Source organism: Pseudomonas sp. TJI-51 (assembly GCF_000190455.2).
Classification (GTDB): domain Bacteria; phylum Pseudomonadota; class Gammaproteobacteria; order Pseudomonadales; family Pseudomonadaceae; genus Aquipseudomonas; species Aquipseudomonas juntendi.
The window spans coordinates 67,441-92,248 of the sequence record NZ_AEWE02000045.1 but is presented as its reverse complement, the minus strand read 5'-3'; the positions used below and the strand labels follow the sequence as shown (position 1 = coordinate 92,248).

Annotated in this window: 16 protein-coding genes; 9 read left to right on the top strand and 7 right to left on the bottom strand. The window is 64.7% G+C overall.

What is annotated here, in order from left to right; translation table 11 throughout:
- Positions 1-25: 25 nt before the first annotated feature.
- Complete coding sequence (pbpC, locus tag G1E_RS10510) at positions 26-2,380, bottom strand: peptidoglycan glycosyltransferase PbpC (protein ID WP_009685777.1); 2,355 nt, start codon at positions 2,378-2,380, stop codon at positions 26-28.
- Between the two features lie 77 nt (positions 2,381-2,457).
- Between pbpC and G1E_RS10505 the strand changes: the two genes are divergently transcribed.
- Entirely contained in the window at positions 2,458-2,751 is a 294-nt protein-coding gene (locus G1E_RS10505) for a hypothetical protein (protein ID WP_009685776.1), read from the top strand.
- 137 nt (positions 2,752-2,888) lie between these two features.
- On the opposite strand, the gene G1E_RS10500 is transcribed toward G1E_RS10505, so the two are convergent.
- Positions 2,889-7,790, bottom strand: coding sequence for an alpha-2-macroglobulin (locus G1E_RS10500; RefSeq protein WP_047149810.1), 4,902 nt, complete (start codon positions 7,788-7,790; stop codon positions 2,889-2,891).
- A 201-nt stretch (positions 7,791-7,991) separates the two neighbouring features.
- Between G1E_RS10500 and G1E_RS10495 the strand changes: the two genes are divergently transcribed.
- Positions 7,992-9,329, top strand: a complete 1,338-nt coding sequence (locus G1E_RS10495; RefSeq protein ID WP_009685771.1) for an MATE family efflux transporter — start codon at positions 7,992-7,994, stop codon at positions 9,327-9,329.
- A 120-nt stretch (positions 9,330-9,449) separates the two neighbouring features.
- Positions 9,450-9,905 carry a transposase gene (locus G1E_RS10490; RefSeq protein ID WP_009685770.1) on the top strand — a complete coding sequence of 152 codons (456 nt, stop codon included), beginning with the start codon at positions 9,450-9,452 and terminating at the stop codon, positions 9,903-9,905.
- A 110-nt stretch (positions 9,906-10,015) separates the two neighbouring features.
- On the opposite strand, the gene speA is transcribed toward G1E_RS10490, so the two are convergent.
- From speA to G1E_RS10470, 4 genes are all read right to left on the bottom strand, one after another.
- Positions 10,016-11,929 carry an arginine decarboxylase gene (speA, locus tag G1E_RS10485; protein WP_029885908.1) on the bottom strand — a complete coding sequence of 638 codons (1,914 nt, stop codon included), beginning with the start codon at positions 11,927-11,929 and terminating at the stop codon, positions 10,016-10,018.
- A gap of 149 nt (positions 11,930-12,078) precedes the next feature.
- Positions 12,079-12,450, bottom strand: coding sequence for a translation initiation factor Sui1 (locus tag G1E_RS10480; RefSeq protein WP_009685768.1), 372 nt, complete (start codon positions 12,448-12,450; stop codon positions 12,079-12,081).
- Between the two features lie 316 nt (positions 12,451-12,766).
- Entirely contained in the window at positions 12,767-13,303 is a 537-nt protein-coding gene (locus G1E_RS10475; protein ID WP_009685767.1) for an NUDIX hydrolase, read from the bottom strand.
- Positions 13,304-13,305: 2 nt separating this feature from the next.
- Positions 13,306-14,373, bottom strand: a complete 1,068-nt coding sequence (locus G1E_RS10470) for a DUF2333 family protein (protein WP_009685766.1) — start codon at positions 14,371-14,373, stop codon at positions 13,306-13,308.
- A gap of 248 nt (positions 14,374-14,621) precedes the next feature.
- Between G1E_RS10470 and G1E_RS10465 the strand changes: the two genes are divergently transcribed.
- The 6 genes from G1E_RS10465 (at position 14,622) to accC (ending at position 22,544) form a co-directional block, all read left to right on the top strand.
- Positions 14,622-15,977: a diguanylate cyclase gene (locus tag G1E_RS10465; RefSeq protein WP_009685765.1), complete on the top strand. Its 1,356-nt coding sequence runs from the start codon at positions 14,622-14,624 to the stop codon at positions 15,975-15,977.
- Between the two features lie 155 nt (positions 15,978-16,132).
- Entirely contained in the window at positions 16,133-18,094 is a 1,962-nt protein-coding gene (locus G1E_RS10460; protein WP_009685764.1) for a methyl-accepting chemotaxis protein, read from the top strand.
- Between the two features lie 103 nt (positions 18,095-18,197).
- Complete coding sequence (locus tag G1E_RS10455) at positions 18,198-19,970, top strand: protein-disulfide reductase DsbD (protein WP_009685763.1); 1,773 nt, start codon at positions 18,198-18,200, stop codon at positions 19,968-19,970.
- A gap of 179 nt (positions 19,971-20,149) precedes the next feature.
- The gene (aroQ, locus tag G1E_RS10450) at positions 20,150-20,605 is read left to right on the top strand and encodes a type II 3-dehydroquinate dehydratase (protein WP_003255330.1); all 456 of its coding nucleotides are present in this window, start codon (positions 20,150-20,152) and stop codon (positions 20,603-20,605) included.
- Between the two features lie 98 nt (positions 20,606-20,703).
- Positions 20,704-21,171, top strand: coding sequence for an acetyl-CoA carboxylase biotin carboxyl carrier protein (gene accB / locus G1E_RS10445; protein ID WP_009685762.1), 468 nt, complete (start codon positions 20,704-20,706; stop codon positions 21,169-21,171).
- 17 nt (positions 21,172-21,188) lie between these two features.
- Positions 21,189-22,544 carry an acetyl-CoA carboxylase biotin carboxylase subunit gene (gene accC / locus G1E_RS10440; RefSeq protein WP_009685761.1) on the top strand — a complete coding sequence of 452 codons (1,356 nt, stop codon included), beginning with the start codon at positions 21,189-21,191 and terminating at the stop codon, positions 22,542-22,544.
- Between the two features lie 202 nt (positions 22,545-22,746).
- Here accC and G1E_RS10435 read toward each other — a convergent pair whose 3' ends face one another.
- Positions 22,747-24,600, bottom strand: coding sequence for a sigma-54-dependent Fis family transcriptional regulator (locus G1E_RS10435; protein ID WP_009685760.1), 1,854 nt, complete (start codon positions 24,598-24,600; stop codon positions 22,747-22,749).
- Between the last annotated feature and the right edge of the window lie 208 nt (positions 24,601-24,808).

The window sequence follows — 24,808 nt, the reverse complement described above, 5'->3', positions numbered from 1 at the left end:
ACCGCCCCACATTGCCGTCGGGCACCTACTCACTGACCTGAAACGCCACCCGGGCAGTCTCACCGCTTTCATCCAGGGCGCTGAGTTCGGCCTGGCCAACCTGGGGCAAACGCAGCAGCAGGCTGTCCTGCCCCTGGGTCTCCCCCAGCGGCTGGCCATTGAGGAACCACCAACGCCGGCCGCCGCCACCCAGGGCCGAAACATGCAACTGCAAAGGCTCGCTGCTGGTGGCCGGGCGGCGCAGATTGTCGCCCGGGCGCACCCCCACGATCGACAGCGGTGGTGCGCTGGCCGGTACCTGTGGCGGGCAGTTTGGGTCGATGGCCGGCAACCGTGCGGCACGCCGCTCCATCCGCGGTAGCCAAGGCTCCAGCGGTGCCGGCCACAGGGCAATATCGCGGGCCGTGGCGCCTGGGCAACTCCCATCCACACGCAAGCCATGCGGGTTGACCCACACCGTCTCGCGCAAGCCCAGGCCCAGCGGCTGGTCGGCGGCCTGCAAGGTTGGCGGTGTGGTGCCGTCCAAGGTCCAGGCAAACCGTTGGCGCCGGCAGTTACTGTCCTGCCTGGCCATGGGCTGGCCAAGCGGCCAACAGATCGCGGCCACGCCGACACTGGCGGGCACCGGCAAGACTGGCACGCTGATACCCCGCTGGCTGTCGCGATTGCTCAACAGGTCGTGCACCTGCAACATCAGGGGGGCGGCCGATGCCAGGCCAAACTGCCCGGCGACCGGCGTACCGTCTGGGCGACCGATCCACACACCAATCAGGTAGCGCGGGCCCACGCCAATCGACCAGGCATCCCGAAAGCCATAGCTGGTGCCGGTCTTCCAGGCCAGTTGCGGGCGCTGCACCAGTTCGGCATGCGGATCGCGGTCGGGGCGTGCCTGGCCGCTGAGAATACGCCGCACGATCCACGCTGCACCCGGCGACAACAGACGCCGCTCGAGCAGCGGGTCCTGCGGTTGCAGGCGTACCTGCGCGCTGTTGCCGCCCCGGGCAAACGCCGCGTAGCCGCCAACCAGGTCTTCCAGGCGGCTGCCGGCGCCGCCCAGGATCAGCGACAGGTTGGGCTCTGCCAAAGGCGGCAGTGCCAGTGGCATACCCGCCATACGCAGTTGCGCGGCAAAGCGCTTGGGGCCGTAGGCTTCCAGCAGCTGCACTGCCGGCAGGTTCAGCGACAGCGCCAACGCCGAGCTGGCCGACACCGGGCCGCTGAAACCCATGGAGAAATTGCCGGGCCGGTAGTCGCCGTAGCGTCGCGGTACATCCTGCAGCAGCGATTCGGAATGGATCAGGCCGTCGTCCAATGCCATGCCGTACAGGAAAGGCTTGAGCGTAGAGCCGGGCGAGCGCAGCGAACGCACCATGTCGACATGGCCAAAGCGGCGCTCGTCGGCCAGGTCGATCGACCCCAGGTAGGCACGCACGGCCATGGTCTGTGCTTCGACCACCAGAATGGCGGCAGAGGTGCGCTCTGGCAGCCGTGCGCGCCAGCTCAGCAGCAAGTCTTCGAGGCGCCGTTGCAAGGCCGCATCGAGCGTGGTGCGGATCAGCGGTGGGCTGTTGGCGCTGTTCAAGCGCCGCGCCAGCAATGGCGCCAGCGCTGGCTCTTGCCGTGGGGCCAGCACCAGCGGTTCTTCGGCAGCTTCACGAATTTGCCGTGCCGGCCACACCTGATACTCCGCCAGGCGCTGCAGTACCTTGTCGCGTGCGCGCTGTGCCCGCTCGGGGTGTCGGTCGGGGCGCAGGCGGCTGGGTGCCTGCGGCAACACCGCCAGCAACGCGGCTTCGGCCGGGGTCAGGTGCCGCGGCGACTTGCCCAGGTAGGCCCAACTGGCTGCGGCCACCCCCTGCAAGGTACCGCCGAACGGCGCGCGGTTCAGGTAGATTTGCAGGATCTCGCGCTTGGACAGGTGCCATTCCAGTTGCAACGTGCGCCACAGCTGGCGCAGTTTGCCAGCCAGGGTGCGGTCGTGCGGGTCGAGCAGGCGGGCCACCTGCATCGACAGCGTGCTGCCGCCCGACACCACTCGCCCACCGCGCAGGTTCAGCCAGGCAGCACGGGCCAGCGCCAGCGGGTTGACCCCGGGGTGGTGATAGAACCAGCGGTCTTCGTAGGTCAACAACGCCTGCAGATACAGCGGTGAAACCTCATCAGGGCTGACCGGGTAACGCCACACGCCATCAGTATCGGCAAACCGCCATAACGGTGTGCCATCTTCGGCCAGCACTACCCGCGCCAGGTCGTCACCCGGCATGGGCAGGGGCCAGATGCGGTCTGCCAGCCACAACAGGCCAGCCAGCAACAGCAGGCCGAGCAGCACGGCGCGCAACAACCTGCCCGCACGGCTGCGTGGCCGCGCTAAGCTTGGCATCGGGAACCGACCTGGCCAGGTAATGGCCAAAGGCTTTGGGACGGCAAACTCGCCGGCTCGTTCATCAGGAAGCAACTATGCATGTAGAAGGTTTTTTCGAGTGGCTGGGCCAGGCACTGGGATCGTTGATTCGCTTCATCGTCGACGCATTGAGCGGGCTGTTCAACCTGCTGGCCAATGCCGGTGGCAATTTCATCGACGGCCTGGCGCGCACCTTGGGCATGGACACCTCGCTGGTCAGCATCCTGGCCCTGATCATCGGCCTGATGCTGCTGTACTCGGCCATCCGCGCATTCATGCGTGCGTCGATCATCCTTGGGATCATCTGGCTGGTGCTGGGGTTGTGGGTAATGAGCTGGGTCATCCACTGAGCCTTCCCGGGGGCCGCCCGGGAAGCCGCACGGCGGCCCGATCGCCAGCAAGCCGGCTGCCACGGTGACCGCAGCGGCATCGAAGCCAGGTGCAGCACCTGGCTTGCCAGCATGAGGCCGGTAACAGCAGCACAAGCCTAGCGGGCTTTTACCGTCATCTCGCCTTGCCCATCACCCACCGCCTGCAGGTTCGGCCGATACATCGACTCAACCTGCGGCGGCGGTACGCGGTAGGTGCCCGGGGTCACCGCCCGCGCCAGGTACAACAGGTGCGTGGTGCCATAACCGTCGAGCTTGAGCGCCGCCACATAACGGTCATCACGGTACTCCTGATGCACCACGCTGGCGTTCTGCATCGATTCGCGCCATTCCTTCACCGCAGTGCTGGCGTTGTCCAGGCTGGCGGCACTTTGCGCCAGGTTCTGGTTCTCCAGCTCCAGGCCAGCCGGCAGCAGGTCCACTACCAGCGCATCGGGCACGCGGTCCTGGGCCTTGAGCGCCAGGTGTACCAGGACCAGATCGCCACTGCGCAGGTTGTGCAGGTCCAGTGGCTGGCCATTCATGCCCAGGTACTCGCGGCGGATCTGCATGCCGTTACCGCCGGCGGCAGGCGCCTGGCGCGGGTAGCCAGACAATGTCAGTTGCTGGTAGAGGGTCGCGCTGCCTTCATTCTGCACGCTCAGCGGCGAGGCCAGCAGCGGGCCATCCAGCTTCATGCCAGACTCGGCGTTGTTCAATTCGCGCACTTCGCCGGCACTGTCCAGGCGCGCCTGCCACTGGCCCTCGGGCTTGCCCAGCAGGCCACGGCCGGCGAGGAACAAGGCATTACGCTCCTGGGTCGACAGCCAGCGGTTGGCCGCCAGTTCATCCGACAGGGCAAACAGACGCTGGTCGACCTGGTTGGTGGCCAGGTTGCTTTCCTGCAGCAGCGCCAGGATCAGCGCCTGATCACGCAGCGGGCTGCCATAGTCAGCCATCCAACCTTTGCTGCGGCTGATGCCAAGCCCGGCTTGCAGGGCTTGCTGGGCACGCGGTTTGTCGCCCATCTTGTCCAGTGCCACCGCCAGCTGTACCAGCGGCAGCCCAGAGCGGGCATCGGCCCGGCGCTCGAACAAACCACGCAACGCGCCCAGCGGCGCTTGCTGGCTGCGCGCGAGCACCAGCGCGGCATAGGCCTGCACGGCGAAGCGGGTATGTTCGGCGTTTTCGCTGTAGTCGACCTCGATCAGGTTGCGCTCCTGCAGGTAGCGCAGCAGGCGCTCGCTGGCCTTCTTCAGCGCTTCGGCCGGTACCCCATAACCTTGGTCGCGGGCCCGCAGGAGGAAGTCGGTGACATAGGCGGTCAGCCAGTATTCCTCCTCGCTGTCCGAACTCCACAGGCCAAAGCTACCGTTGTAGCGCTGCATGCCCAGCAGGTGCTCGATGCCCATCTCGATCTTGCGCTTGCGCACATCTGCCGGCTCACCCTTGATGCCCAGGCGCTTGAGGCTTTGGGCATCGGCATACAACGACGGGTAAAGGCCACTGGTGGTCTGCTCCAGGCAACCGTACGGGTACGCCTCCAGCGCGCGGATCTGCTCGGCCAGGTTGAGCGGTGGCCGGCTCGACAAGGCCAGGCTGGCTTCCAGGCCCGCCGGTTCGAAGGCGGCCAGGTCTGCTTCGGGCAGCGTCCATGGCTGGTCCTTCAAGGCCACGCGGTAGTGCTTGAGCATCGCCGGATAGGCAGGGCGCACGCCCAGCGCCCACTCGCGCTCGAAGGCGGTGCTTGGCTCGTTGGGCAGTTGCAACCCGGTGACACGCACCCGGACCTTGCCCTGCCCCAGGCCGCCCTGGGCCTGCACTGGAATCAGCAGCGTCGAGCGCTGGCCTTCGGCCAGGGCCACGGTATGCAAGGCATTGGCGGCCAGGCTCAGTTGCCCTTCGCTGCTGACTTCAACCTGCAACTGCTGGGCCCGGCCCGACAAGTTGGCCAAATCCAGGGCCAGGTTGGTGCGGTCGCCGCCAGCGAGGAAACGCGGTGCCGACAGCTCGGCGATCAGCGGCGCAGCGACTACCGTCTTGCCTTCGGCCATGCCGAAGTGGTCGTCGGTCCAGGCTTGGGCCATCAGGCGCAGTTCACCATTGAAGTCGGGGATATCGACCGTTACCTGACCCTGGCCGTTGTCATCCAGGGTAACCGGCACGCTTTGCTGGGCGACGATGGTCACCGTGGTGTTGGGGCGCTTGCCCCCCTTGGCCATGGCCGCGTCACCGCCGAATGCCAGGCTGGCCAGGCGGCCTTGCCCGGCCTCGATCAACTGGCCGTAGATGTCCAGCTGGTCGGCACCGTAGGCCTTGCGCCCGAACAGGCTGGCGAACGGGTCAGGGGTCTTGAAGTCGGTGATATTGAGAATACCTACGTCCACTGCCGACACCAGCACATGCACTTGCCGCGGCACACTACCGTCGGCGTTGGCGGCCTTGACGTTCACCGTCAGCGGCTGTTTGGGGCGCATTTTCTCAGGGGCTTGCAGGCTCACCGCCAGCTTGCGGCCGGCGCGGTCCAGCGGCAGGTGCAGCACACCGACCGAACGCTTGGGCGTGGCATTGGCCTTGCGCTCGCCAGGGCGGATTACCAGCGCACTGATGTACAGGTCGTGGCGAGCCCAGGCCTTGTCCAGTTGCACGTCGAACGTCTTGCCCTCGGCGGGCACGTCGATTTCCTCCCACCACAGCGGGCCGTCACTGGACTCGATCATCAGGTAACCGCTGCCCGCAGCCGGCGGGGTCACGGTGACTTTGGCCAAAGCGCCATCAGCATAGGCCGGCTTGTCCAGCGCCAGTTTGACCTGGTCGGGCCGTACGGCACCGCCTTCGGCGTTGTCCTGGGCACGGTAACCGGCCCAGAAGCGCTCGCTGGACACCAGGCCGGTGTGCGGGTCTTCCACCTCGACCCGGTAAGGGCCCCATTCCACCTGGAAGCTCAGCTTGGCCGTGGAGCCGGCCTTGACGCTGACCGTCTCTTCGCTCTGGGTCAGGAACTTCTCGTTGTAGGCATAGCTCCAGCCATCGCTTTGCGAGTAGTTCCAATAGTAATCACGGCGCTCACGCACCAGGCGCACCTTGAGGTCTTTGGCCGCCAGCTTGTTGCCGTCGTGGTCGGCCACCAGTACCTCGAACTCCACTGGCCCGTCGCCATCGGTTTCCTCACCGTCAAACAGGCCGCGCAAGCCTGGCAGGCGCTCGCCCGGCCAGATCGGCTGTTCCAGGCGCCGGGTGATCGGCCGGCCGCCGGACTCCTGCAAGCTGGCCTGCACGGTCAGTTGCAACGGCGAGCGGGCTTCTGCCCAGCGGCTTTCGATATCGACCACTGCCTTGCCCGCCTGGTCGAGGGTGACTTCATCCAGCTCCAGGTCCTGGTTCAGTTCGGTTTCGGTGACCGAGCCGAACTGGTAACCCGGCAACGCCGGCACCGCCTCGCGCAAGGGGCGCACGTAGGCTTGGCCACTCAGGCGGTTGCCGGCCGCCGGAGCGCCGTACAGGTAACGGCCAGCGACCTGGATGCGCGCGTCTTCATCCGGTGACAGTGGCTGGCTGCTGCCCTTGAGCTCCAGCGCAAGGCGCTCGGGCAGGAAGTCTTCAACCAGGAATTCGTAGACCTGCTGGCGCCCACCGCCGAGGTCGAGCAACAGCTGCCAGCGACCGGTCGGGGCCTCGCTGGCCAGCTGCAACTGGTACTGGAACAGGCCATTGGCATCGGCCTCCCAGACGAACTTGCGGCTGACCTGTTCATCCGGGCGGCGCACTTCCACGTTCACCGGTTGGGCCTTGACGGGCTTGCCGTCCTGGTCACGCAGCAGGCCGTTGAGCAGCACCGTTTCGCCTGGGCGATACAGGTCGCGCGGGCCGAAGATGAACAACTGCAAGGGGTTGGCCTGGGGCCCGGTGATGTCGAACTCGGCGAGGTCCAGCGCGGCCGTGTTCAAGCGCAGCAGCGTGGTGTGCACACCCTGGGTGGCGATCAGGGTGTCGGCCTTGGGCGTGATCGGCAACTGGGCGTGGCCCTTGCCATCGGTGGCGGCCTGGGCCAGCAGCTTGCCCTTGTCGTCATGAATTTCCAGGTTGACGCCGCTCATGGCCTTGCCGCCTTCCAACGCCTGGGCGAACACGTCCAGGCGGTCACGGTAGCGGTGCGCGGAAACACCAATGTCGCTGAGGGTGAACAGGGTGGCCGGCTGCGAGTAATCGTAGGTGCCGGAGGCACGCATCACCGCCAGGTACACGCCAGGCGCCTGCAGCGGCTTGATGCCAGCGATGGGCAGCAGCACGGTCTCGCGCGTGTTGCGTGCCGGGTTCAGGTCGAAGCGGCCACTGTAGACCAGTTCGGCCATGTCCAGGGTTTCCTTGGACTGGTAGTAGTACAGGCTGCTGTTGCGCCCCCAGCTGGCCAGGAAGTTCGAGAGCATCTCCGGCTTGACCCGGAAGAATTCGACATCGACCTTGTCGACGTTCAGGGCGATCACCGGCAGGCCCTCTGCCAGGCGTGTGGGCAGCAGCGAACCGCGGCTGGCGAAGCCGATGGTCGGCTGCATGTCGCGGGTTTCCAGGCGGGTCACCGACTCACTGGCCAGTTGCTCGCCGTTCACCGCCAGCAGGCCTTTGTCCACGGTCAGCACCAGCTTGCGCTGGGGTTCGAGGTGGCGCAGGCGCAGCTCCATCTGGTTGTCGGAGAGCTCCCAGGCGCCATCGAGTTTGCCTTTGACGGTATCGACCAGGTGCACTTTGGTGGCGAAGTCCTGCTTGGCATCCAGCGGGGCAGAGAAGCTGATCGACAGCGTCGCGGCGCCGTCGAGCTGCACTTCGGAAACGTCGAGCACAGTCAGCTCGCGGCCTGCATAGCGCTTGGCGAGCACAGCAGGGTCTTCGCGTTTGGCAGCGGGGGCCTCGGCGGCCGCGGTGGCTGCCGGCTTCTCGGCCGGCGCCGGTTTGTCCGGCGTGGAAGAGTCACAGGCACTGAGCAAGGCCAGCGCGCAGGCCAGCAACAATCCTTTGTTGAACATGGAGTAGGAACTCTTTGGCAGCGGGTACTTGAGGGCCGCAATTATAGCTGGCCGGAATCATGTTCGCGCGGTTTGCTTGCCTGGCCGTTACACTGTGCCCATTCAGAATAGCCCACAAAGGCCTGCGTATGCCGATCGATGTGGGAGCGGCCTTGTGTCGCGATTGGGCTGCGCAGCAGCCCCAGATTCCCAAGGACCGCAATGACTGCACTGACCGCCGACTGGCGCCACCGCCCCACCCACCACAAGGTCTGGGCGCTGGCCGCGCCGATGATCCTGTCCAACATCTCCGTGCCCTTGGTAGCCCTGGTCGACAGCACCGTCATCGGCCACCTGCCCCACGCCCACCAGTTGGGCGCAGTGGCCGTGGGCGCCACGTTGTTCACGTTCATGGTCGGCCTCATGGGCTTCCTGCGCATGGGGTCCACTGGTTTCGCCGCCCAGGCCGCCGGGCGGCGCGACGGCGCGGCGTTGCGCCAGGTGCTGGTTCAAGGGCTGCTGCTGGCGGTCGGCTTTGCCCTGTTGATTGGCCTGCTGGCCATTCCCTTCAGCCAGTTGGCACTGCATGCGATGCAACCCAGCGACGCGTTGCAGCAAGCCACCGAAGACTTCTTCCACACCCGCCTGCTCGGGCTGCCTGCGGCGCTGGCCAGCTATGCCTTGGTCGGCTGGTTCCTTGGCACGCAGAACGCCCGCGCGCCGCTGGCGATCCTGCTGACGACCAACCTGCTGAACATCGCGCTGAACCTGTGGTTCGTACTGGGCCTGGACTGGGGTGTGCTGGGCTCAGCGCGGGCCTCGGTGATTGCCGAGTGGAGTGCCGCCCTGCTTGGCCTGGCCCTGACCCGCCCGGCGCTGCGCGCCTACCCAGGGCAGGTCGCATGGGCAGCACTGAAGCACTGGCAGGCCTGGCGACCGCTGCTGGCCGTGAACCGCGACATTTTCCTGCGCAGCCTGGCGCTGCAGTTGGTGTTCCTGCTGATCACCCTGCAAGGCGCACGCCTGGGCGAGGCGACCGTAGCGGCCAACGCACTGCTGCTCAATGGCCTGCTGCTGACCGCCTATGCGCTGGATGGGCTGGCGCATGCGGTGGAGGCACTGTGCGGCCACGCCATCGGTGCCGGTGATCGCCTCACCTTGCGCCGCTCGCTGGTGGTGGCCTGCGGTTGGTCACTGATCACCAGTCTCGGGTTTGCCGGGATGTTCCTGCTGGGTGGGCACCTGTTCATCGATCTGCAGACCGACATCGACAGCGTCCGCGCAGCGGCTTACCCGTACTTGCCTTACCTGGCGTTGCTGCCATTGATTGCGGTGTGGAGCTACTTGCTGGACGGTTTGTTCATCGGCGCCACCCGCGCGCGGGAGATGCGCAATGCGATGCTGGTTTCGGTGCTGATTGCGCTGCCGGTGGCGGTGGCCATGAGCGGGTTTGGCAACCATGGCTTGTGGTTGGCGTTTCTCGGGTTCATGGGGTTGCGGGCGGTGACGTTGGGGTGGATGGGGTGGCGGTTGCAGCAGCGGGGGCTGTGGGTTGGCTGAGTGGGGATAGCCCATCGACCGGATAACGCGGCTCCAACTGTCATAGTCAGTAATGATCCACCTGCGCCGATCCTTGTCCCGCCTCCTATCCTGCGAACGGGATGTTCAAAGGAAATCGACATGGATCGTCGCGGCAATCACCGTTTGCGCCAAGGGCGCTTCTCAGAGCCGGGCAGACTGTATCTGCTCACAACCATTACTCGCCAGCGGGACCCCTTGTTCCGCAACCTCTGGTTTGCGCGCGCGGTGATCGGGCAGTTGCAACTCAGCGATCAGCAAGGCGACTGCCGGACTCTGGCCTGGGTATTGATGCCGGACCATTTGCATTGGCTGATCGAGCTTGGGCCAACCCATCTGAGCAAGCTCATGTGCGCCTTCAAGTCGCGGAGCAGTTGTGCCCTCTACCGTACCGGTGCTGCGCGCCAGCACATATGGCAGCCAGGCTTCTACGACCGCGCGCTGCGCAAAGACGAAGATGTGAGAGTTGCCGCACGCTATATCATCGCCAACCCCATTCGCGCCGGTCTGGTGCGCAAGGCGGGTGAATATCCACATTGGGATTGTGTGTGGCTGTGACAGCGCCGGTGAGGGCTTCGCCCTCATTTCGCGACACAAGGCCGCTCCTACAGGGATGAGCTGTAGGAGCGGCCTTGTGTCGCGATGGGCCGCAAAGCGGCCCCCGGCATTTACGACGACAGGTACGACGACCGGGTCAAACCAAGCCGCAAGGCATCCAGATACTGCGTGCGCTCACGGGCCGTGATCTTGGCGCTGGCAACCTTGTCACGGTAGTGGGTCATCAACTCTTCGGGCGACAGGTGCACGTAGCGCAGCATGTCCTCGATGGTGTCGTGGGTCTCGATGCCGGCGTGGTACACGCTGCCATCGGCGTTCTGGTAGATGTTCACCGAGTCGGTGTCACCAAACAGGTTGTGCATGTCACCCAGAATTTCCTGGTACGCACCGACCAGGAACACGCCCAACAGGTAATCCTCGCCCTCCTGCACCGCATGCACCGGCATGCTGGTCTCGATGCTCTGCTCGTCGACGTACTGGTTGATCTTGCCGTCGGAGTCGCAGGTCAGGTCCTGCAATACCGCACGCCGCAGGGGCTCTTCGTCCAGGCGGTGCAGCGGGATGATTGGCAGTACCTGGCCAATGGCCCAGGTGTCGGGCAGGCTCTGGAACACCGAGAAGTTGCAGATGTACTTGTCGGCCAGCTTGTCGTTCAGTTCGTCCAGTACCTGACGGTGCGAGCGCTGGCGCGCCTTCAACGAGTTGTGCAGGCGGCGGCAGACCGCAAAGTAGCACTGCTCGGCCAGGGCCTTCTCGCTCAGGGTGAGCTTGCCATCGGCATACTGCGCAGCCACGTCACCCATGTAGTGGGTGGCACGCCAGTAGGTTTCGGTCACCATCTCGATGTCGGTCGGGCCAAGCAGGTCGACCAGCCACTGCACGGTCTCGGGCAAGGCTTCCTTGTTCTCGATGGTCGGAACCTGGTCGTTGTGCTTCTCGACGTCGGTCACCTGGATCACCAGCATGGCGTGGTGCGCGGTCAGCGAACGGCCGCTCTCGGAGAAGATGTGCGGGTGCGGCAGGCCCTGCGCATCGCAGAACTCCTTGAGCATGCCCACCACCACGCCGGCGTAGTCGTCCATGTCGTAGTTGATCGAACTGGCATTGCGCGAGTGGGTACCGTCGTAATCCACACCCAGGCCGCCACCCACATCGATGTGGTCCACCGGCAGGCCCAGCGCACGCAACTCACCGTAGTAACGGATGGCTTCCTTGAAGCCGTGCTGGTAGTCGGCCAGGTTGGCGATCTGCGACCCCATGTGGAAGTGCAGCAGGCGGATACCCTGGTCCAACCCGGCATCGCGGAAACGCTGGACAACAGACAGCAACTGCGCGGCCGACAACCCGAACTTGGACTTTTCCCCCCCGGTGTCGGCCCACTTGCTCGAAGCCAGCGACGACAGGCGTACGCGCAGGCCAACCTGGGGTTTGACCTTGAGCTCGGCGGCCTCTTCGATCACCAGGGCCACTTCCGACTCTTTCTCGATGACGATGAACACATTGTGGCCGAGCTTCTGGCCCATCAGCGCCAGGCGGATGAATTCACGGTCCTTGTAGCCGTTGCAGACAATGGTGCCGCCTTTCGGCGCCAGCGCCAGCACCGCCAGCAGTTCGGGCTTGGAGCCGGCCTCCAGGCCGATCGACACGTTCTGCGTGGCGATGATGTTCTCCACCACCGCTTCCTGCTGGTTGACCTTGATCGGGTACAGCGCGGTGTACTGGCTCTGGTACTCCAGGCGCGCGATATTGGCGTCGAAAGCGCCGGTTAGCTGGCGAACGCGGTCCTGCAGAATGTCGGGGAAGCGCACCAGCAAGGGCAACGACAAGCCGCTCTGGCGCAGTTCGTCGACCTGTTCGAACAGGTCGATCGGCGCGCTGTTCGGGCCGTTGGGGCGCACTTCGACGCGCCCGGCCTCATTGATGGCGAAATAACCAGCGCCCCAATGGCGGATGCCATAAACACTGCGGCTATCGGCCACGGTCCATTGGCTACCATCGTCTTTGCGTGTGCGTCGTACGGACATTCAAGTCCCCTATAGATAAGTCGAAGACACTGCCCTGCATGCTGGCGGGCGCAGTGTAAAAGCCGAAAATGACGATTCGTCCGTGCCCCAGGGTAGACCCTGGCCACGGCAACGAGTTTAGAAAGCACTGGGCAAAAATGCGCGCCGGCTCAGCCGCCGGACTTTTTCGCCTTGAAGCCCTGCTTGATCAGCTCGGCGATCAGCAGCTCGACATGGTCGCCCTGGATTTCGATGACCCCATCCTTCAACGCGCCACCGGTACCGCAACGGCGCTTCAGGGTGGTGGCCAGCTCCTTGAGCTGATCGGGCGGCAACGGCACACCGGTGACGGTGGTCACGGTCTTGCCGCCGCGGCCTTTGCTTTCACGGCGCACACGGGCAATGCCATCGCCTTCGGGGATGACCTGCTGCTTGCAGGTACAGGCATCCACCGGCTGGCCACAGTCGGGGCAATGCCGACCGGCGTCGGTGGAGTAAACGAGACCGCCAAGGGCGGCGAAAGAAGAAGCTTTCTTGGCCACTTTTGTTCCTCGGTGCAGAGGACAAAAACTGGTCGTACCTTAGGGATGAGGCCGACCGCGAAGCCCCACTCTGGCAGGGGCGGCGCTACTGCTGCAAGACATGCGGCAGCCCGAAAAGGGCGCGCAGTGTAACGATAAATGCGGCGATTGCTAAGTACAGGATTGCGGCATTTTGCGAATGTTTTGCGACTACCCGGAAACTGGGGCTGCTTTGCAGCCCTGTCGCGACGCAAGGCCGTTCCCACTAGGTCCTGCATACGCCGATCGATGTGGGAGCGGCCTTACGTCGCGAAAGGACCGCAAAGCGGTCCCCACGTCATCCCAGGCTGGCTTTGTAGCGCTGCAACGCCGCCAGCGAATCCGGGCAATACGGCTTCATCAGGCTTTCTTCCTCAGCCTGCGCCAGGCCAATGAACCGCGCCTCGATCACCTCTTCCGGCTGCAACCGCAGCGGCGCATCCGACACCGCCGAATACACCGCACACCACAAACGGTTATCGGGCTGGTCAAAGTAGAACCGCTCATGAAAACGCAGTGCCGCGCCTTCAATGCCCAGCTCCTCGGCCAGTTCACGCGCCGCCGACTCGGCATACCCTTCGCCGGCCGTGACCATGCCACCCGCTGCCACATCCCAGTACCCTGGGTACAGCGCCTTGCTCAAGGTACGCCGGTGTACACACAACTCACCAGCACTGTTGAACAGCAGAATGAACGTGCAGCGGCCAATCAGGCCGCGCTCACGCAGCTCGGCGCGGGGCAAGGCGCCAAGTACCTGGTCGGCTTCGTCGACCCAGGTGACCAGCTCACGGTCGGAAGCCGCCCGGTGGGCGGCCTCGTTGGCGCTGATGGCCATGCTCAACCCTGCGACAGCAACTGGCGCAGGTCGATGACCGCAGCGTTGGCCCGGGAAATGTAGTTGGCCATGACCAGCGAGTGGTTGGCCCACATGCCGAAACCGCTGCCGTTGAGCACCATCGGGCTCCACAGCGGCTCTTGCGAGGCTTCCAGCTCACGAATGATCTGCCGCACGCTGACCGTGGCATTCTTTTTCGCCAGTACATCGGCAAAGTCGACCTCGATGGCACGCAGCAAGTGCGACAGCGCCCAGGCCTGGCCACGGGCCTCGTAGAACACGTTGTCGATCTGCAGCCATGGGGTTTCCACCAGCTCTTCGTCCACTTGCGGCGCCTGGCCGGCAACCACCGACTCGGTCTTCAGCGTGGTGTTGAGCTTGACCCGGCCAACGCTGGCCGACAGGCGCTGCGACAGCGAACCCAGGCGGGTGGCGACGTCACCCAGCCAGTTGTTCAGGTTGTCGGCGCGGGTATAGAAGATCGCGCCCTTGTCGCCAGCAGCCAGACGGGTCTGGTAGCGCGACAGCGACTTGATGCCCTCTTCGAACTCCGACTCGCTCGAGGGCAGGATCCAGCTCTTGTTGTCGAAGTTGAAGCGCGGCTCGGCCTTGGCCAGGTCGGCGTCTTCGGTAGATTGCGACTGCGAACGGGCGAAGTCCTTGCGCAAGGCGCGGGACAGGTCGCGCACCTGGACCAGCACGCCGTACTCCCAGCTCGGCATGTTGTCCATCCACAGCCCTGGCGGGAAGCGGTCGTTGGAAATGTAGCCGCCCGGCTTGTTCAGCAGGGTGCCGGCCACGGTCTTGAGGGTTTCCACGGTGGTGTAGCCAATCACCATCTGCTGGCCATTGCGCTCGGCAGCAGCCTGGGCATTCTGCTGCACCGGGAACAGCGCAGGTTCCTGGCTCCAGTACCAGCCCAAGCCGATGCACACCAGCAGATACAACCCGATCAGGGTTCCCAGGGCTCGGCTCCAAAGGCCGCCAAGGTAGCTACGGGCGGCAGCGCCGCGGCCGTCGACACGCTCACGGGGCTCGGCTTTGGCCTCGCGGTTTTTCCAATCCAGCATGGCTTTGTCCTTAATCAGTCACGACGGTTCAGGGGCTTTGACCACAGGCCTGCGCCAGGGTGCCACGGCAAGCCCGCGTGGCAGCACTATAAAGCAGACACCGCCTTACGCATAAGCGACCAATCAGTCGGTAACTGAATATTCGTTCTGAACGCAATGTTGATGCAGGGCACTCATGCGAGGGAAAAGAACTGCTAGCATAGAGCCATCATTGCCCCTGCATATCCCAACCTACAAGTAGCCAGGTCATGAGCCAAGCCGTCGAGCCAAGCCCGCTGTGCCCCGACCCGCAACTGTCGCGTAGCGGCCTGCGCAAGGACGACTCCCTTGACGAGGTACTGGTGCCCCTGCGCAAGCCGGTGTACATCCTGTTGCAGGACCACGAGCGGGCCCAGCGCCTGGCCCAGCAACTGGAATTCTTCGGGCTGCTGGTGCAGGCGCTGCCCAACGCTGCCGCGTTTCTGGCTTCGGTCGGCGAATACCCGCCTGCGGCCATCATCATGGATGTCGACTTCACCGGCAGCGGCCAGGGCCTGCTGCTGGCCGCCCAGGTACAACACGGCCTGGCGCAGAACATTCCGCTGCTGTTCTTCAGCCACCACGAAGCTGACACACCGACGCGCCTGGCTGCCGTGCGCGCCGGTGGGCAGGACTTTCTGACCGGCAGCCTGGAAGCATCCAGCCTGCTGGAAAAGGTCGAATTGCTGACCAACGCCGGCCCGCACGACCCATTGCGAGTGCTGATCATCGACGACTCACGCACCCAGGCGCTGCACACCGAACGGGTGCTGGCCAGCGCCGGCATGCTGACCCGCAGCCTGACCGACCCGATCCGCACCATGGCCGAGCTGGCCGACTTTCAGCCCGACCTGATCATTCTCGACCTGTACATGCCGGCTTGCACCGGCCCGGAACTGGCCAAGGTGATCCGCCACAGTGACCGCTATGTGAGCGTGCCGATCATCTACCTGTCCGCCGAAGACGACCTGGACAAGCAACTGGATGCCATGAGCGAAGGCGGCGATGACTTCCTGACCAAGCCGTTTCGCTCGCGCCACCTGATCACCACCGTGCGCAACCGTGCGGCCCGCGCGCGGCACCTGAAGGCACGCATGGTGCGTGACAGCCTGACCGGGCTGTACAACCACACCCATATTCTGCAATTGCTTGAGGATTGCAGCTTCCGCGCCCGCCGTGAGCAGCAGCCGTTGAGTTTCGCCATGCTCGACATCGACCACTTCAAGAAGATCAACGACCGCCACGGCCACCCCATGGGGGACCGGGTAATCAAGAGCCTGGCGCTGTTCCTCAAGCAGCGCCTGCGCAAGACCGACTTCATTGGCCGTTACGGCGGCGAGGAATTTGCCATCGTCATGCCCAATACCGCGCTGGAGGCCGCCCACAAGGTGCTTGACGAGATTCGTCGGCGCTTTGCCGACATCATCTACCCGGCACAGCCTCAGGATTTGCAGTGCACCTTCAGTGCCGGGGTGGTGCAGATGGATGAGGGGCTGGACGCGTTGACCATGGCCAGCGCGGCGGATGAAGCCCTGTACCGCGCCAAGCATGCCGGGCGTAACTGTGTAGTACGGGTAGAGCGCTGAAACGGCCCTGCCCGCGAGGAATCAGTAGCGCCATCAGATAGAGGCACTCTGCCACTTTTTTTCTGACGCCAAGCCCTCGGCGTCATCATCCGGTCACACAATCGCAATAACTTCAGCCGCCTACCCCCACTCCCCTCCGCAGGAAGTTCGCGTCTATGCGCCTGAAGTGGCTGACCAATTTCAATACGCTGTTGCTGGTGACTGTGTGTTTCACCCTGGCCGCTACCCTGTGGTGGTCGCAACGGGCGCTGGAACGGCCCTATCAGCTGATGGAGCGCTACCTGGGCCTGTCCCAGCAGTTTCAGCAGCAGGTGGCGGGCAATATCCACGCCTACCTGGGCAGCGGGGATGCCCTGCGCCATGCCGCCGCCACGCAGGCCATCCAGCAACTGCAGGGCGCCCTGGCCGACTGGCCCGCCGAACTGGCGGCCAACCTGCGCCCCAGCCTGGCCAGCCTGCAGGCCTTCACCGGCAACGAGTTGCTGGCGGCCGGCAAGCTGGCTGGCGACCCGCAAGCGCTGCTGTTGCAGGCCGAACGGGAATTGGGGGCCAATTTCGAGCAACTGGCCGGATACGCCCGCGACAGCGGCACTGCCGAGGCCGACCGCTATTTGCTCCCGCTGCTCGACGCCAGCGTGCACCTGGGCCGGCTGGCACTGGCCCGCGACAAGCTGGTCAGCAGCGGCCGCCCGGAGCTTGCTGACGAAGTGCAGCGTGAGTTGCAACTGATCCGCAGCCAGGCACAGACCATCGATGCCCTGCCTTTGCTCGGTGTCACCCGCACTGCAGCCTCTGGTGCCGACGACTTCGCCGCCATGATGGGCCTGCAAACCCAGGCCAGCGCCCGGCAGGAAGACATCGCCGTGGGCCTGAAGCGTGAGCTGCAAAACCTGCTGGGCCGCTACCCGGCCGAATTGCAGCGCACGCGCGAACAGATCGAGCGCCGTGCCGCCCTGGCTGCCAGCACCGGCCAGCGCCTGGAAGCCGTACAGCAGGCCATCGCCGCGCTCGAACCGCTAGTGCGCGCCCAACATGGCCAAATTGCCGGCGAGGTGCGCATCATCCAGGGTTTGATGATCGCCCTGATCCTGTTCATCGCCCTGTTGATCGATACCCTGCAACGGCGCCTGGCGCGCACCCTGACCGGCCTGGCCCCGGCGCTATCGTGCTGGGCCGAGGGCGACTTCGCCCAAGTGATCGCCCTAGGCAAGACCAACCGCGAACTGCATGACATTCAGGCATCGCTCAACCGCCTGCGCCAGTACCTGGTCGAACTGGTGGGCACCATTCGCCACAATGCCGAGCAGGTCGCCGGCAGCAGCCATGCCCTGGCCGGCATGAGCGCCGCGCTGCACGATGGCGCCCACCGCCAGGCCGGCGATACCGGGCAGATCCGCGACGCCTTGGGCGAGCTGGAAGCCACCATTCAGCAAGTGGCCGGTGACGCCAGCGCTGCCGCCCATGCCAGCCGCGATGCCGGGCGTGCGGTGGAACAGGGCCAGGCGGTGATTGGCCAGAGCCTGTCGGGCTTGCGGGAACTGGTCGATGAGGTACAGGGCAATGCGCGCATGATCGAGCAACTGGCCGAAGAGTCGGCCACCATCGGCGGGGTGCTGACGGTAATACGCTCGATTGCGGAACAGACCAACCTGCTGGCGCTGAACGCCGCCATCGAAGCGGCCCGGGCTGGCGAGATGGGTCGCGGCTTTGCCGTAGTGGCTGACGAGGTGCGTTCGCTGGCGCAGCGCACCACCGGGGCTACTGGCGAAATCCAGGCACTGATCGACCGCTTGCAGCAGGCGGCGCGGGAGTCGGTGGCCGGCATGCGCACCCAGCTCGAACACGCCGAAACCACCGCCAACCAGGCCCAGGCCGCCGATGGCGCGCTGGATGAGATCGTCAGCGCGATCCGCACGATCGCCGATACGGCGGTACGCATTGCCGACGTCACCGCGCAACAGACTGGCGCGGTGAGTGAGATTCGTGATCATAGCGAGCGGATTCACGCGTTGGGTGAAGACAACCTGCAGCGCATTGGTGAAGGGCGTGAGCAGGGTGAGCAATTGCTGAGCCTCGGCGGGGAGCTGGGCAAGGCGGTGCGGGCCTTCAGGGTCTGAGGCCGGCACAGGCAATACACAAGTGGCGCCAGGTGTCGCCGTCCCTTTCAACCTGCGCCAACTCCGTTATCATGCCCGGCACGTTCCACCTCGCGAGTTCGCCATGCGCCGCCTGTTTTTCCTGCTGTTCCTGCTGCTGGCCAGCCCTGTCTTCGCCACCGGCCTGCTCGACAACCGCCCCAGCGCCACCCTCGGCGCCGCTTCGCTGGCCAACAACGCCGACTTCCTGCCAGTGCACGAGGCGTTCAAGCTCGACCTGATCCAGGCCGATGCGCATACCATCAAGCTGCGCTTCATCGCCACCGACGGCTACTACCTCTACCGCCACCGCTTCCAGTTCCACACCGAACCCGCCGACATCGCCTTGGGCACGCCGAACATCCCCAAGGGCGAGGCCAAGCACGATGAGTTCTTCGGCGACGTGGAGGTGTACCACGGCGTGCTCGATATCGAACTGCCGCGCAACGATCCGCGTGCCTTTACCCTGCTGGTGGGCTATCAGGGCTGTGCTGACAAGGGCCTGTGCTACCCGCCGGAAACCGCACGGCTGAGCATCGATGGCGAAGCCGGCACAAACACCCCTGGCGCAATCGAGCAGGCCTGGAGCTGGAAATCGCTGCTGCTGTTCTTCCTCGCCGGGGTCGGCCTGACCTTCACCCCCTGTGTGCTGCCGATGCTGCCGATTCTCTCCGGCGTGGTATTGCGCGGGCAGGTCGGTGGGCCACGCGGGCTGGCGCTATCGCTGGCGTACGTACTGCCAATGGCCGCCAGCTTCGCCGCACTCGGCGCGCTGATGGGCTTGTTCGGCGCCGGCCTGAACCTGCAGGCACGCCTGCAATCGGCTTGGGTACTGGTGCCCTTCGCGCTGTTTTTCGTGGTGTTCGCCCTGGCCATGTTCGGCCTGTTCGAACTGAAGCTGCCGCAAGCCCTGAATAACCGCCTGAACAACGTCGCCAACCACACCAAGGGCGGTTCGCTACTGGGCGCTGCAGTACTCGGCGTGCTCTCCAGCCTGCTGGTTTCGCCCTGTGTGTCGGCGCCCCTGGCAGGCGCGCTGCTGTACATCAGCGCCAGCGGCGATGCCTTGGGCGGGGCGCTCAAACTGTTCGCCCTGGGCCTGGGCATGGGCGCGCCACTGTTGCTGGTGGCCACCGGTGGCGCAGCCTGGCTGCCGAAAAGCGGCCCTTGGCTGAACACCGTGAAAAACGCCATCGGCGTACTGCTGCTGGGGCTGGCCATCGGCCTGCTCAGCCGGGTGCTGCCCGGCCCGGTAACCCTGTTGCTGGTCGGCCTGCTTGCCGCAGGCGTGGCACTGTTCCTCGGCGCCTTGGAGTTCGTGGTCAAGACTGCGCGCCAGCGCCTGGCGCAACTGCTCGGCCTGGCCTTGCTGGTATACGCGCTGGCTTGCTGGTATGGCGCCCTCAGTGGCCAGGGCGACCCGCTGCGGCCACTGCCCGTGCCCAGCCAGGCGGCCAGCGCTGGTACCACCGCGGCCACAGCGCAGGCCTGGCAAACCATCACCACCCCGCAAGCCCTGGATGCCGCGCTGGCACAGGCCAAGGCAGCCGGCCAACCGGTGTTGCTGGACTGGTACGCCGACTGGTGCATCAGTTGCAAGGTCATCGAACACGAGGTGCTCAACGCCGCCCAGGTGCAGCCGCAACTGGCGGCGTTCAAGCTGCTGCGGTTCGACATCACCGCAAGCAACGCCGAGCAACGCTCGCTCCTTGACCGGTACCAACTGTTCGGCCCGCCTGCGCTGTTGTTCTTTGCCGCGAACGGCAGCGAAATTACCGCCGATCGGGTGATTGGCGAGATAAATGCCGGGGAATTCGCGCAGATTCTCACGCGCGTGCGCGGCAAACTCGGTCTATAACTTCCCGCGGGCCGGGAAAAATCCTCGATTAGGTGACCAGATTTAAATATTTGGTCACATACTTCGCGCGAATCTCGGACATCGTGCTGGCTATTGCCGGGAACTGGACACTTGCCGTCGCTTTACGGCACACTCGCCGCGCTGTGTCGAATTGCCCTACAAATCCAAGGAATCCACAGATGGCAACGCTACTGGTGCTTCACGGCCCCAACCTCAACCTGCTCGGTACTCGCGAGCCTGGCCACTACGGCGCCGTGACCCTGGCCCAGATCAACCAGGACCTGGAGCAACGTGCCCGCGCCGCAGGCCACCATCTGCAGTACCTGCAGAGCAATGCCGAATACGAATTGATCGACCGCATTCACGCGGCACGCAACGAGGGTGTGGACTTCATCCTGATCAATCCGGCTGCTTTCACCCACACGAGCGTCGCATTACGTGACGCATTGCTTGCGGTGAGCATCCCATTCATCGAAGTGCACCTGTCCAACGTGCACAAACGCGAACCGTTCCGTCACCACTCCTACTTTTCCGATGTGGCCGTAGGGGTGATCTGCGGCCTGGGCGCAAGCGGTTATCGCCTGGCCCTGGAGTCTGCACTGGAACAACTGGCTGCCAACGCACAGCCCAAATGATGAAAACCCCGGCCTCGATGGGCCGGGGTTCCAGAGAAACGTTCTAGATACGTTTTTGTATTTCGCCCCCTGACCGAACCTTTGGGAGTTGATGATTAATGGATATCCGTAAAGTCAAGAAACTGATCGAGCTGCTGGAAGAGTCTGGCATCGACGAGCTGGAGATCAAGGAAGGCGAAGAGTCGGTTCGTATCAGCCGTCACAGCAAGACCCCAGCTGCCCAGCAGTTCTACGCACCGGCCCCGATGGCTGCCGCCCCGGCCGCTGCTGCCCCGGTCGCCGCTGCTGCGCCAGCCGCCGAAGCCGCTGCTGCTGCTGCCCCGGCGCTGAAAGGCACCGTGATCCGTTCGCCAATGGTAGGTACCTTCTACCGCAAACCTTCGCCGACCTCGCCGAACTTCGCTGAAGTTGGCCAGAGCGTGAAGAAGGGCGACACCCTGTGCATCGTCGAAGCCATGAAGATGATGAACCACATCGAAGCCGATGTTGGCGGTGTCATCGACGCCATCCTGGTAGAAGACGGCCAGCCGGTTGAGTTCGACCAGCCGCTGTTCACCATCGTTTGAATCGCGGAGAGCCAACGATGTCTGGGAAGCTCGAAAAAGTCCTGATCGCCAACCGCGGGGAAATTGCCCTGCGGATCCTGCGTGCCTGCAAAGAGCTGGGCATCAAGACCGTCGCCGTGCACTCCACTGCCGACCGTGAACTGATGCACCTGGGCCTGGCAGACGAGTCGGTCTGCATCGGCCCTGCATCGTCGAAGGATTCCTACCTGCATATCCCGGCGATCATCGCTGCCGCCGAAGTGACTGGCGCCACCGCGATTCACCCGGGTTACGGCTTCCTGGCGGAAAACGCCGATTTCGCCGAGCAGGTGGAAAAATCCGGTTTCGCCTTCATCGGCCCGAAAGCCGACACCATTCGCCTGATGGGCGACAAGGTTTCGGCCAAGGACGCGATGATCAAGTCGGGCGTACCGACCGTACCGGGCTCTGATGGCCCGCTGCCGGAAGACGAAGAAGTCGCCTTGGCAATCGCCCGTGACGTCGGCTACCCGGTGATCATCAAGGCCGCCGGTGGCGGTGGTGGTCGCGGTATGCGCGTGGTGCACAAGGAAGAGGACCTGATCGCCTCGGCCAAGCTCACCCGCACCGAAGCCGGTGCTGCCTTCGGCAACCCGATGGTCTACCTGGAAAAGTTCCTGACCAACCCACGCCACGTGGAAGTTCAGGTGCTGTCCGACGGCCAGGGCAACGCCATTCACCTGGGTGACCGTGACTGCTCGCTGCAGCGTCGCCACCAGAAGGTCCTGGAAGAAGCACCAGCCCCGGGTATCGATGAAAAGGCCCGCCAGGAAGTGTTCAAGCGCTGCGTCGATGCGTGCATCGAGATCGGCTACCGCGGTGCCGGTACGTTCGAATTCCTGTACGAAAACGGCCGCTTCTACTTCATCGAGATGAACACCCGGGTGCAGGTTGAACACCCTGTGTCGGAGATGGTCACCGGTATCGACATCGTCAAGGAGATGCTGAGCATCGCCGCTGGCAACAAGCTGTCGTTCCGCCAGGAAGACGTTGTCATCCGTGGCCACTCGCTGGAGTGCCGGATCAACGCCGAGGACCCGAAGAAGTTCATCCCGAGCCCAGGCAAGGTCAAGCACTTCCACGCCCCAGGTGGCAACGGCGTGCGCGTGGATTCGCACCTGTACAGCGGTTATTCGGTACCCCCGAACTACGACTCGCTGATCGGCAAGCTGATCACCTACGGCAAAGACCGCGATGAAGCCATGGCGCGCATGCGCAATGCCCTGGACGAGATCGTCGTCGACGGCATCAAGACCAACATCCCGCTGCACCGCGACCTGGTGCGTGATGAAGGTTTCTGCAAAGGCGGCGTCAACATTCACTACCTCGAGCACAAACTGGCCAACCAGGAGTGATCGTGTAGTGTGATGGACCAGAACCCCGGACTTGTGCCGGGGTTTTTTATTGCTTACCCAAGGCTCACACACCCCTGTAGGAGCGGCCTTGCGTCGCGAAAGGGCCGCGAAGCGGCCCCGGGAATATCTGCGGCGAAGCTGAGATCGTGGGGCCGCTGCGCGCCCCATCGCGACACAAGGCCGCTCCTACAGGGACCGCAGGTTACCCCTTCATCCGCGGCATCTCGATATGATGCTCATGCACCCGCCGATAAAGCGTTGCGCGCGAAATGCCCAACGCCCGCGCCGCATCGGCCGGCTTCCAGCGATGGCGAATCAGCGCATCCAGCAACAGTTGCCGCGCCGGGCACGACACCCCGCCTGCAACCGAGCCTACCGCCCCACCCCGCACCTCCTGCGGCAAATCCTGCACCCGCACCTGCCCGCCCTCGCAGACCGCACAGGCATAGCGCAACACCTGCCGCAGCTGGCGCAAATTGCCCGGCCAGCGATAAACCAGCAGCGCCTGCAAGGCATCGTCCGCCAGTACAACTTCGACGCCACAGGCCGCAGCCTCTTCGGCCAGCAATTGGTGAATCAGCCCCAACCGGTCCTCCCGCTCACGCAGCGGCGGCAACTCGAAGCGGGCATTGGCCAGGCGGAAGTACAAGTCTTCGCGGAAACGCCCGTCTTCTACCATTGCCGCCAGATCACGGTGGGTGGCACAGATCACCTGGATATCCACCCGCTCCCGCCGCGCCGCGCCCAGCGGCGCCACTTCGCCCTCGGCCAGCACCCGTAGCAACCGGGTTTGCAGGTTCAGTGGCATATCACCGATCTCGTCGAGGAACAACGTACCGCCGTGGGCCTGCTGCAACAGCCCTTGCATGCCTTTGCTGGAAGCACCGGTGAAAGCCCCCGCCACATAACCGAACAACTCGCTCTCGATCAGGCTCTCGGGGATGGCTGCACAGTTCAGGGTCACGAAGGGGCCGTCACGGCGCTGGCTCTGCTGGTGCAACTGACGGGCGAACACCTCCTTGCCGGCCCCGGTTTCACCCAGCACCAGCACGGCCAGGTTGCAGTCCTTGACGCGGGTAGCCAAGCGCAGGCGCTGTTCAATGCGGCTGTCCTGGGCCTGCTGCAGCGGTTGCGCCCGCTGGCGTTGCCGAGGGGCGCTGACCCGGCCGTACAAACCACCCAGGCCAGGCAGGCGCTGGGCCGACGACGCGCTGACCCGGCGTAGCTGGTCCATGTCGAACAGCTCGCCAATGTGCACCGGCAAACGGCCCAGGCGTTCGACCAGGCGCTGCCGGGCCAGGCTGTTGATGGCCTGCAGGCGACCATCGGCATCCCAGGCCAGCAGGTAATCAGGCTGGCTTTCCACATAGCCCGGGGTGCCATGGGCGCGCATCACCCAGTGGCCCTGGGCAGTGTGCATGAAAAAGGCGTTTTCGATGTCGCGAGCGGTTTGCTCGACCAGCTGACGGATCAGGTGCTGGCTGCGGCGGTCGTCCGGTGACTGCAAAGCAGACACATCCACCACCCCCAGCAACTCACCCAACGGGTCGAACACCGGGGCCGCCGTGCAGGTCAGGCCGATGAACGCCGCCCGGAAGTGGTCGCGCTTGTGCACCGTGACCGGGGCCTTGCTGGTGAGCACCGCCGCCACGCCACAGGTACCCTCCTCGCCCTCCGACCAGCAAGTGCCCAGGTACAGGCCGGCTTTGCGACAGTCGTTGCGAATGGCCGATTCGACCCGGTAGTCGATGGTGCGCCCTTGGGCGTCGGTCAGCAGCACGCAATAGTCGGCGCCCCGCACGCGCTCGTGCAGGCGGGCCACGGCGTCGCTGGCGATGCGCAGAAACAGCTGCGCGCGTTCACGGCACTCATTGAGCAGGCTTTGGGAAAGGATGCGCGGGCCCTGCTGGGAGGCGGGGTCCAGGCGGTACAGCTCCATGGAACGGCGCCATGAATCGAGGATCAGCGGCGGTACCGGCGCCTGTGGCAGGCGGTCGGCATTCTTCAGCACCCTGCTGACGCAATCGACATGGGCTCGGGAGTTCGCGGCAAGCATTCGGGCCCTCCGGTTCTCGTTGCTGTTTTTATCGTTGTTCGGCCATTAAGCGCTTGCGCGCCCGCCCCGACAAGCACTGTGTGGTTACCGGCTGGCTTGAGACGCAGCGTCTCAGCGTCTCGCCCAACGCGGCTGCGCACTGGCACCGCGCGTCTCGCCGTGCCCGCCCTGCAGCCGCCACCAAGGCAGGCCAAAGCGCTCTGCAACG

What these genes read in the sequence shown, in the direction of transcription:
- G1E_RS10435 (WP_009685760.1), bottom strand. Translation starts at nt 24,600, where the DNA reads ATGCTTGCCGCGAACTCCCGAGCCCATGTCGATTGCGTCAGCAGGGTG.
- G1E_RS10505 (WP_009685776.1), top strand. Translation starts at nt 2,458, where the DNA reads ATGCATGTAGAAGGTTTTTTCGAGTGGCTGGGCCAGGCACTGGGATCG.
- G1E_RS10500 (WP_047149810.1), bottom strand. Translation starts at nt 7,790, where the DNA reads ATGTTCAACAAAGGATTGTTGCTGGCCTGCGCGCTGGCCTTGCTCAGT.
- speA (WP_029885908.1), bottom strand. Translation starts at nt 11,929, where the DNA reads ATGTCCGTACGACGCACACGCAAAGACGATGGTAGCCAATGGACCGTG.
- G1E_RS10455 (WP_009685763.1), top strand. Translation starts at nt 18,198, where the DNA reads ATGCGCCGCCTGTTTTTCCTGCTGTTCCTGCTGCTGGCCAGCCCTGTC.
- aroQ (WP_003255330.1), top strand. Translation starts at nt 20,150, where the DNA reads ATGGCAACGCTACTGGTGCTTCACGGCCCCAACCTCAACCTGCTCGGT.
- accB (WP_009685762.1), top strand. Translation starts at nt 20,704, where the DNA reads ATGGATATCCGTAAAGTCAAGAAACTGATCGAGCTGCTGGAAGAGTCT.
- pbpC (WP_009685777.1), bottom strand. Translation starts at nt 2,380, where the DNA reads ATGCCAAGCTTAGCGCGGCCACGCAGCCGTGCGGGCAGGTTGTTGCGC.
- accC (WP_009685761.1), top strand. Translation starts at nt 21,189, where the DNA reads ATGTCTGGGAAGCTCGAAAAAGTCCTGATCGCCAACCGCGGGGAAATT.
- G1E_RS10465 (WP_009685765.1), top strand. Translation starts at nt 14,622, where the DNA reads ATGAGCCAAGCCGTCGAGCCAAGCCCGCTGTGCCCCGACCCGCAACTG.
- G1E_RS10470 (WP_009685766.1), bottom strand. Translation starts at nt 14,373, where the DNA reads ATGCTGGATTGGAAAAACCGCGAGGCCAAAGCCGAGCCCCGTGAGCGT.
- G1E_RS10495 (WP_009685771.1), top strand. Translation starts at nt 7,992, where the DNA reads ATGACTGCACTGACCGCCGACTGGCGCCACCGCCCCACCCACCACAAG.
- G1E_RS10490 (WP_009685770.1), top strand. Translation starts at nt 9,450, where the DNA reads ATGGATCGTCGCGGCAATCACCGTTTGCGCCAAGGGCGCTTCTCAGAG.
- G1E_RS10475 (WP_009685767.1), bottom strand. Translation starts at nt 13,303, where the DNA reads ATGGCCATCAGCGCCAACGAGGCCGCCCACCGGGCGGCTTCCGACCGT.
- G1E_RS10460 (WP_009685764.1), top strand. Translation starts at nt 16,133, where the DNA reads ATGCGCCTGAAGTGGCTGACCAATTTCAATACGCTGTTGCTGGTGACT.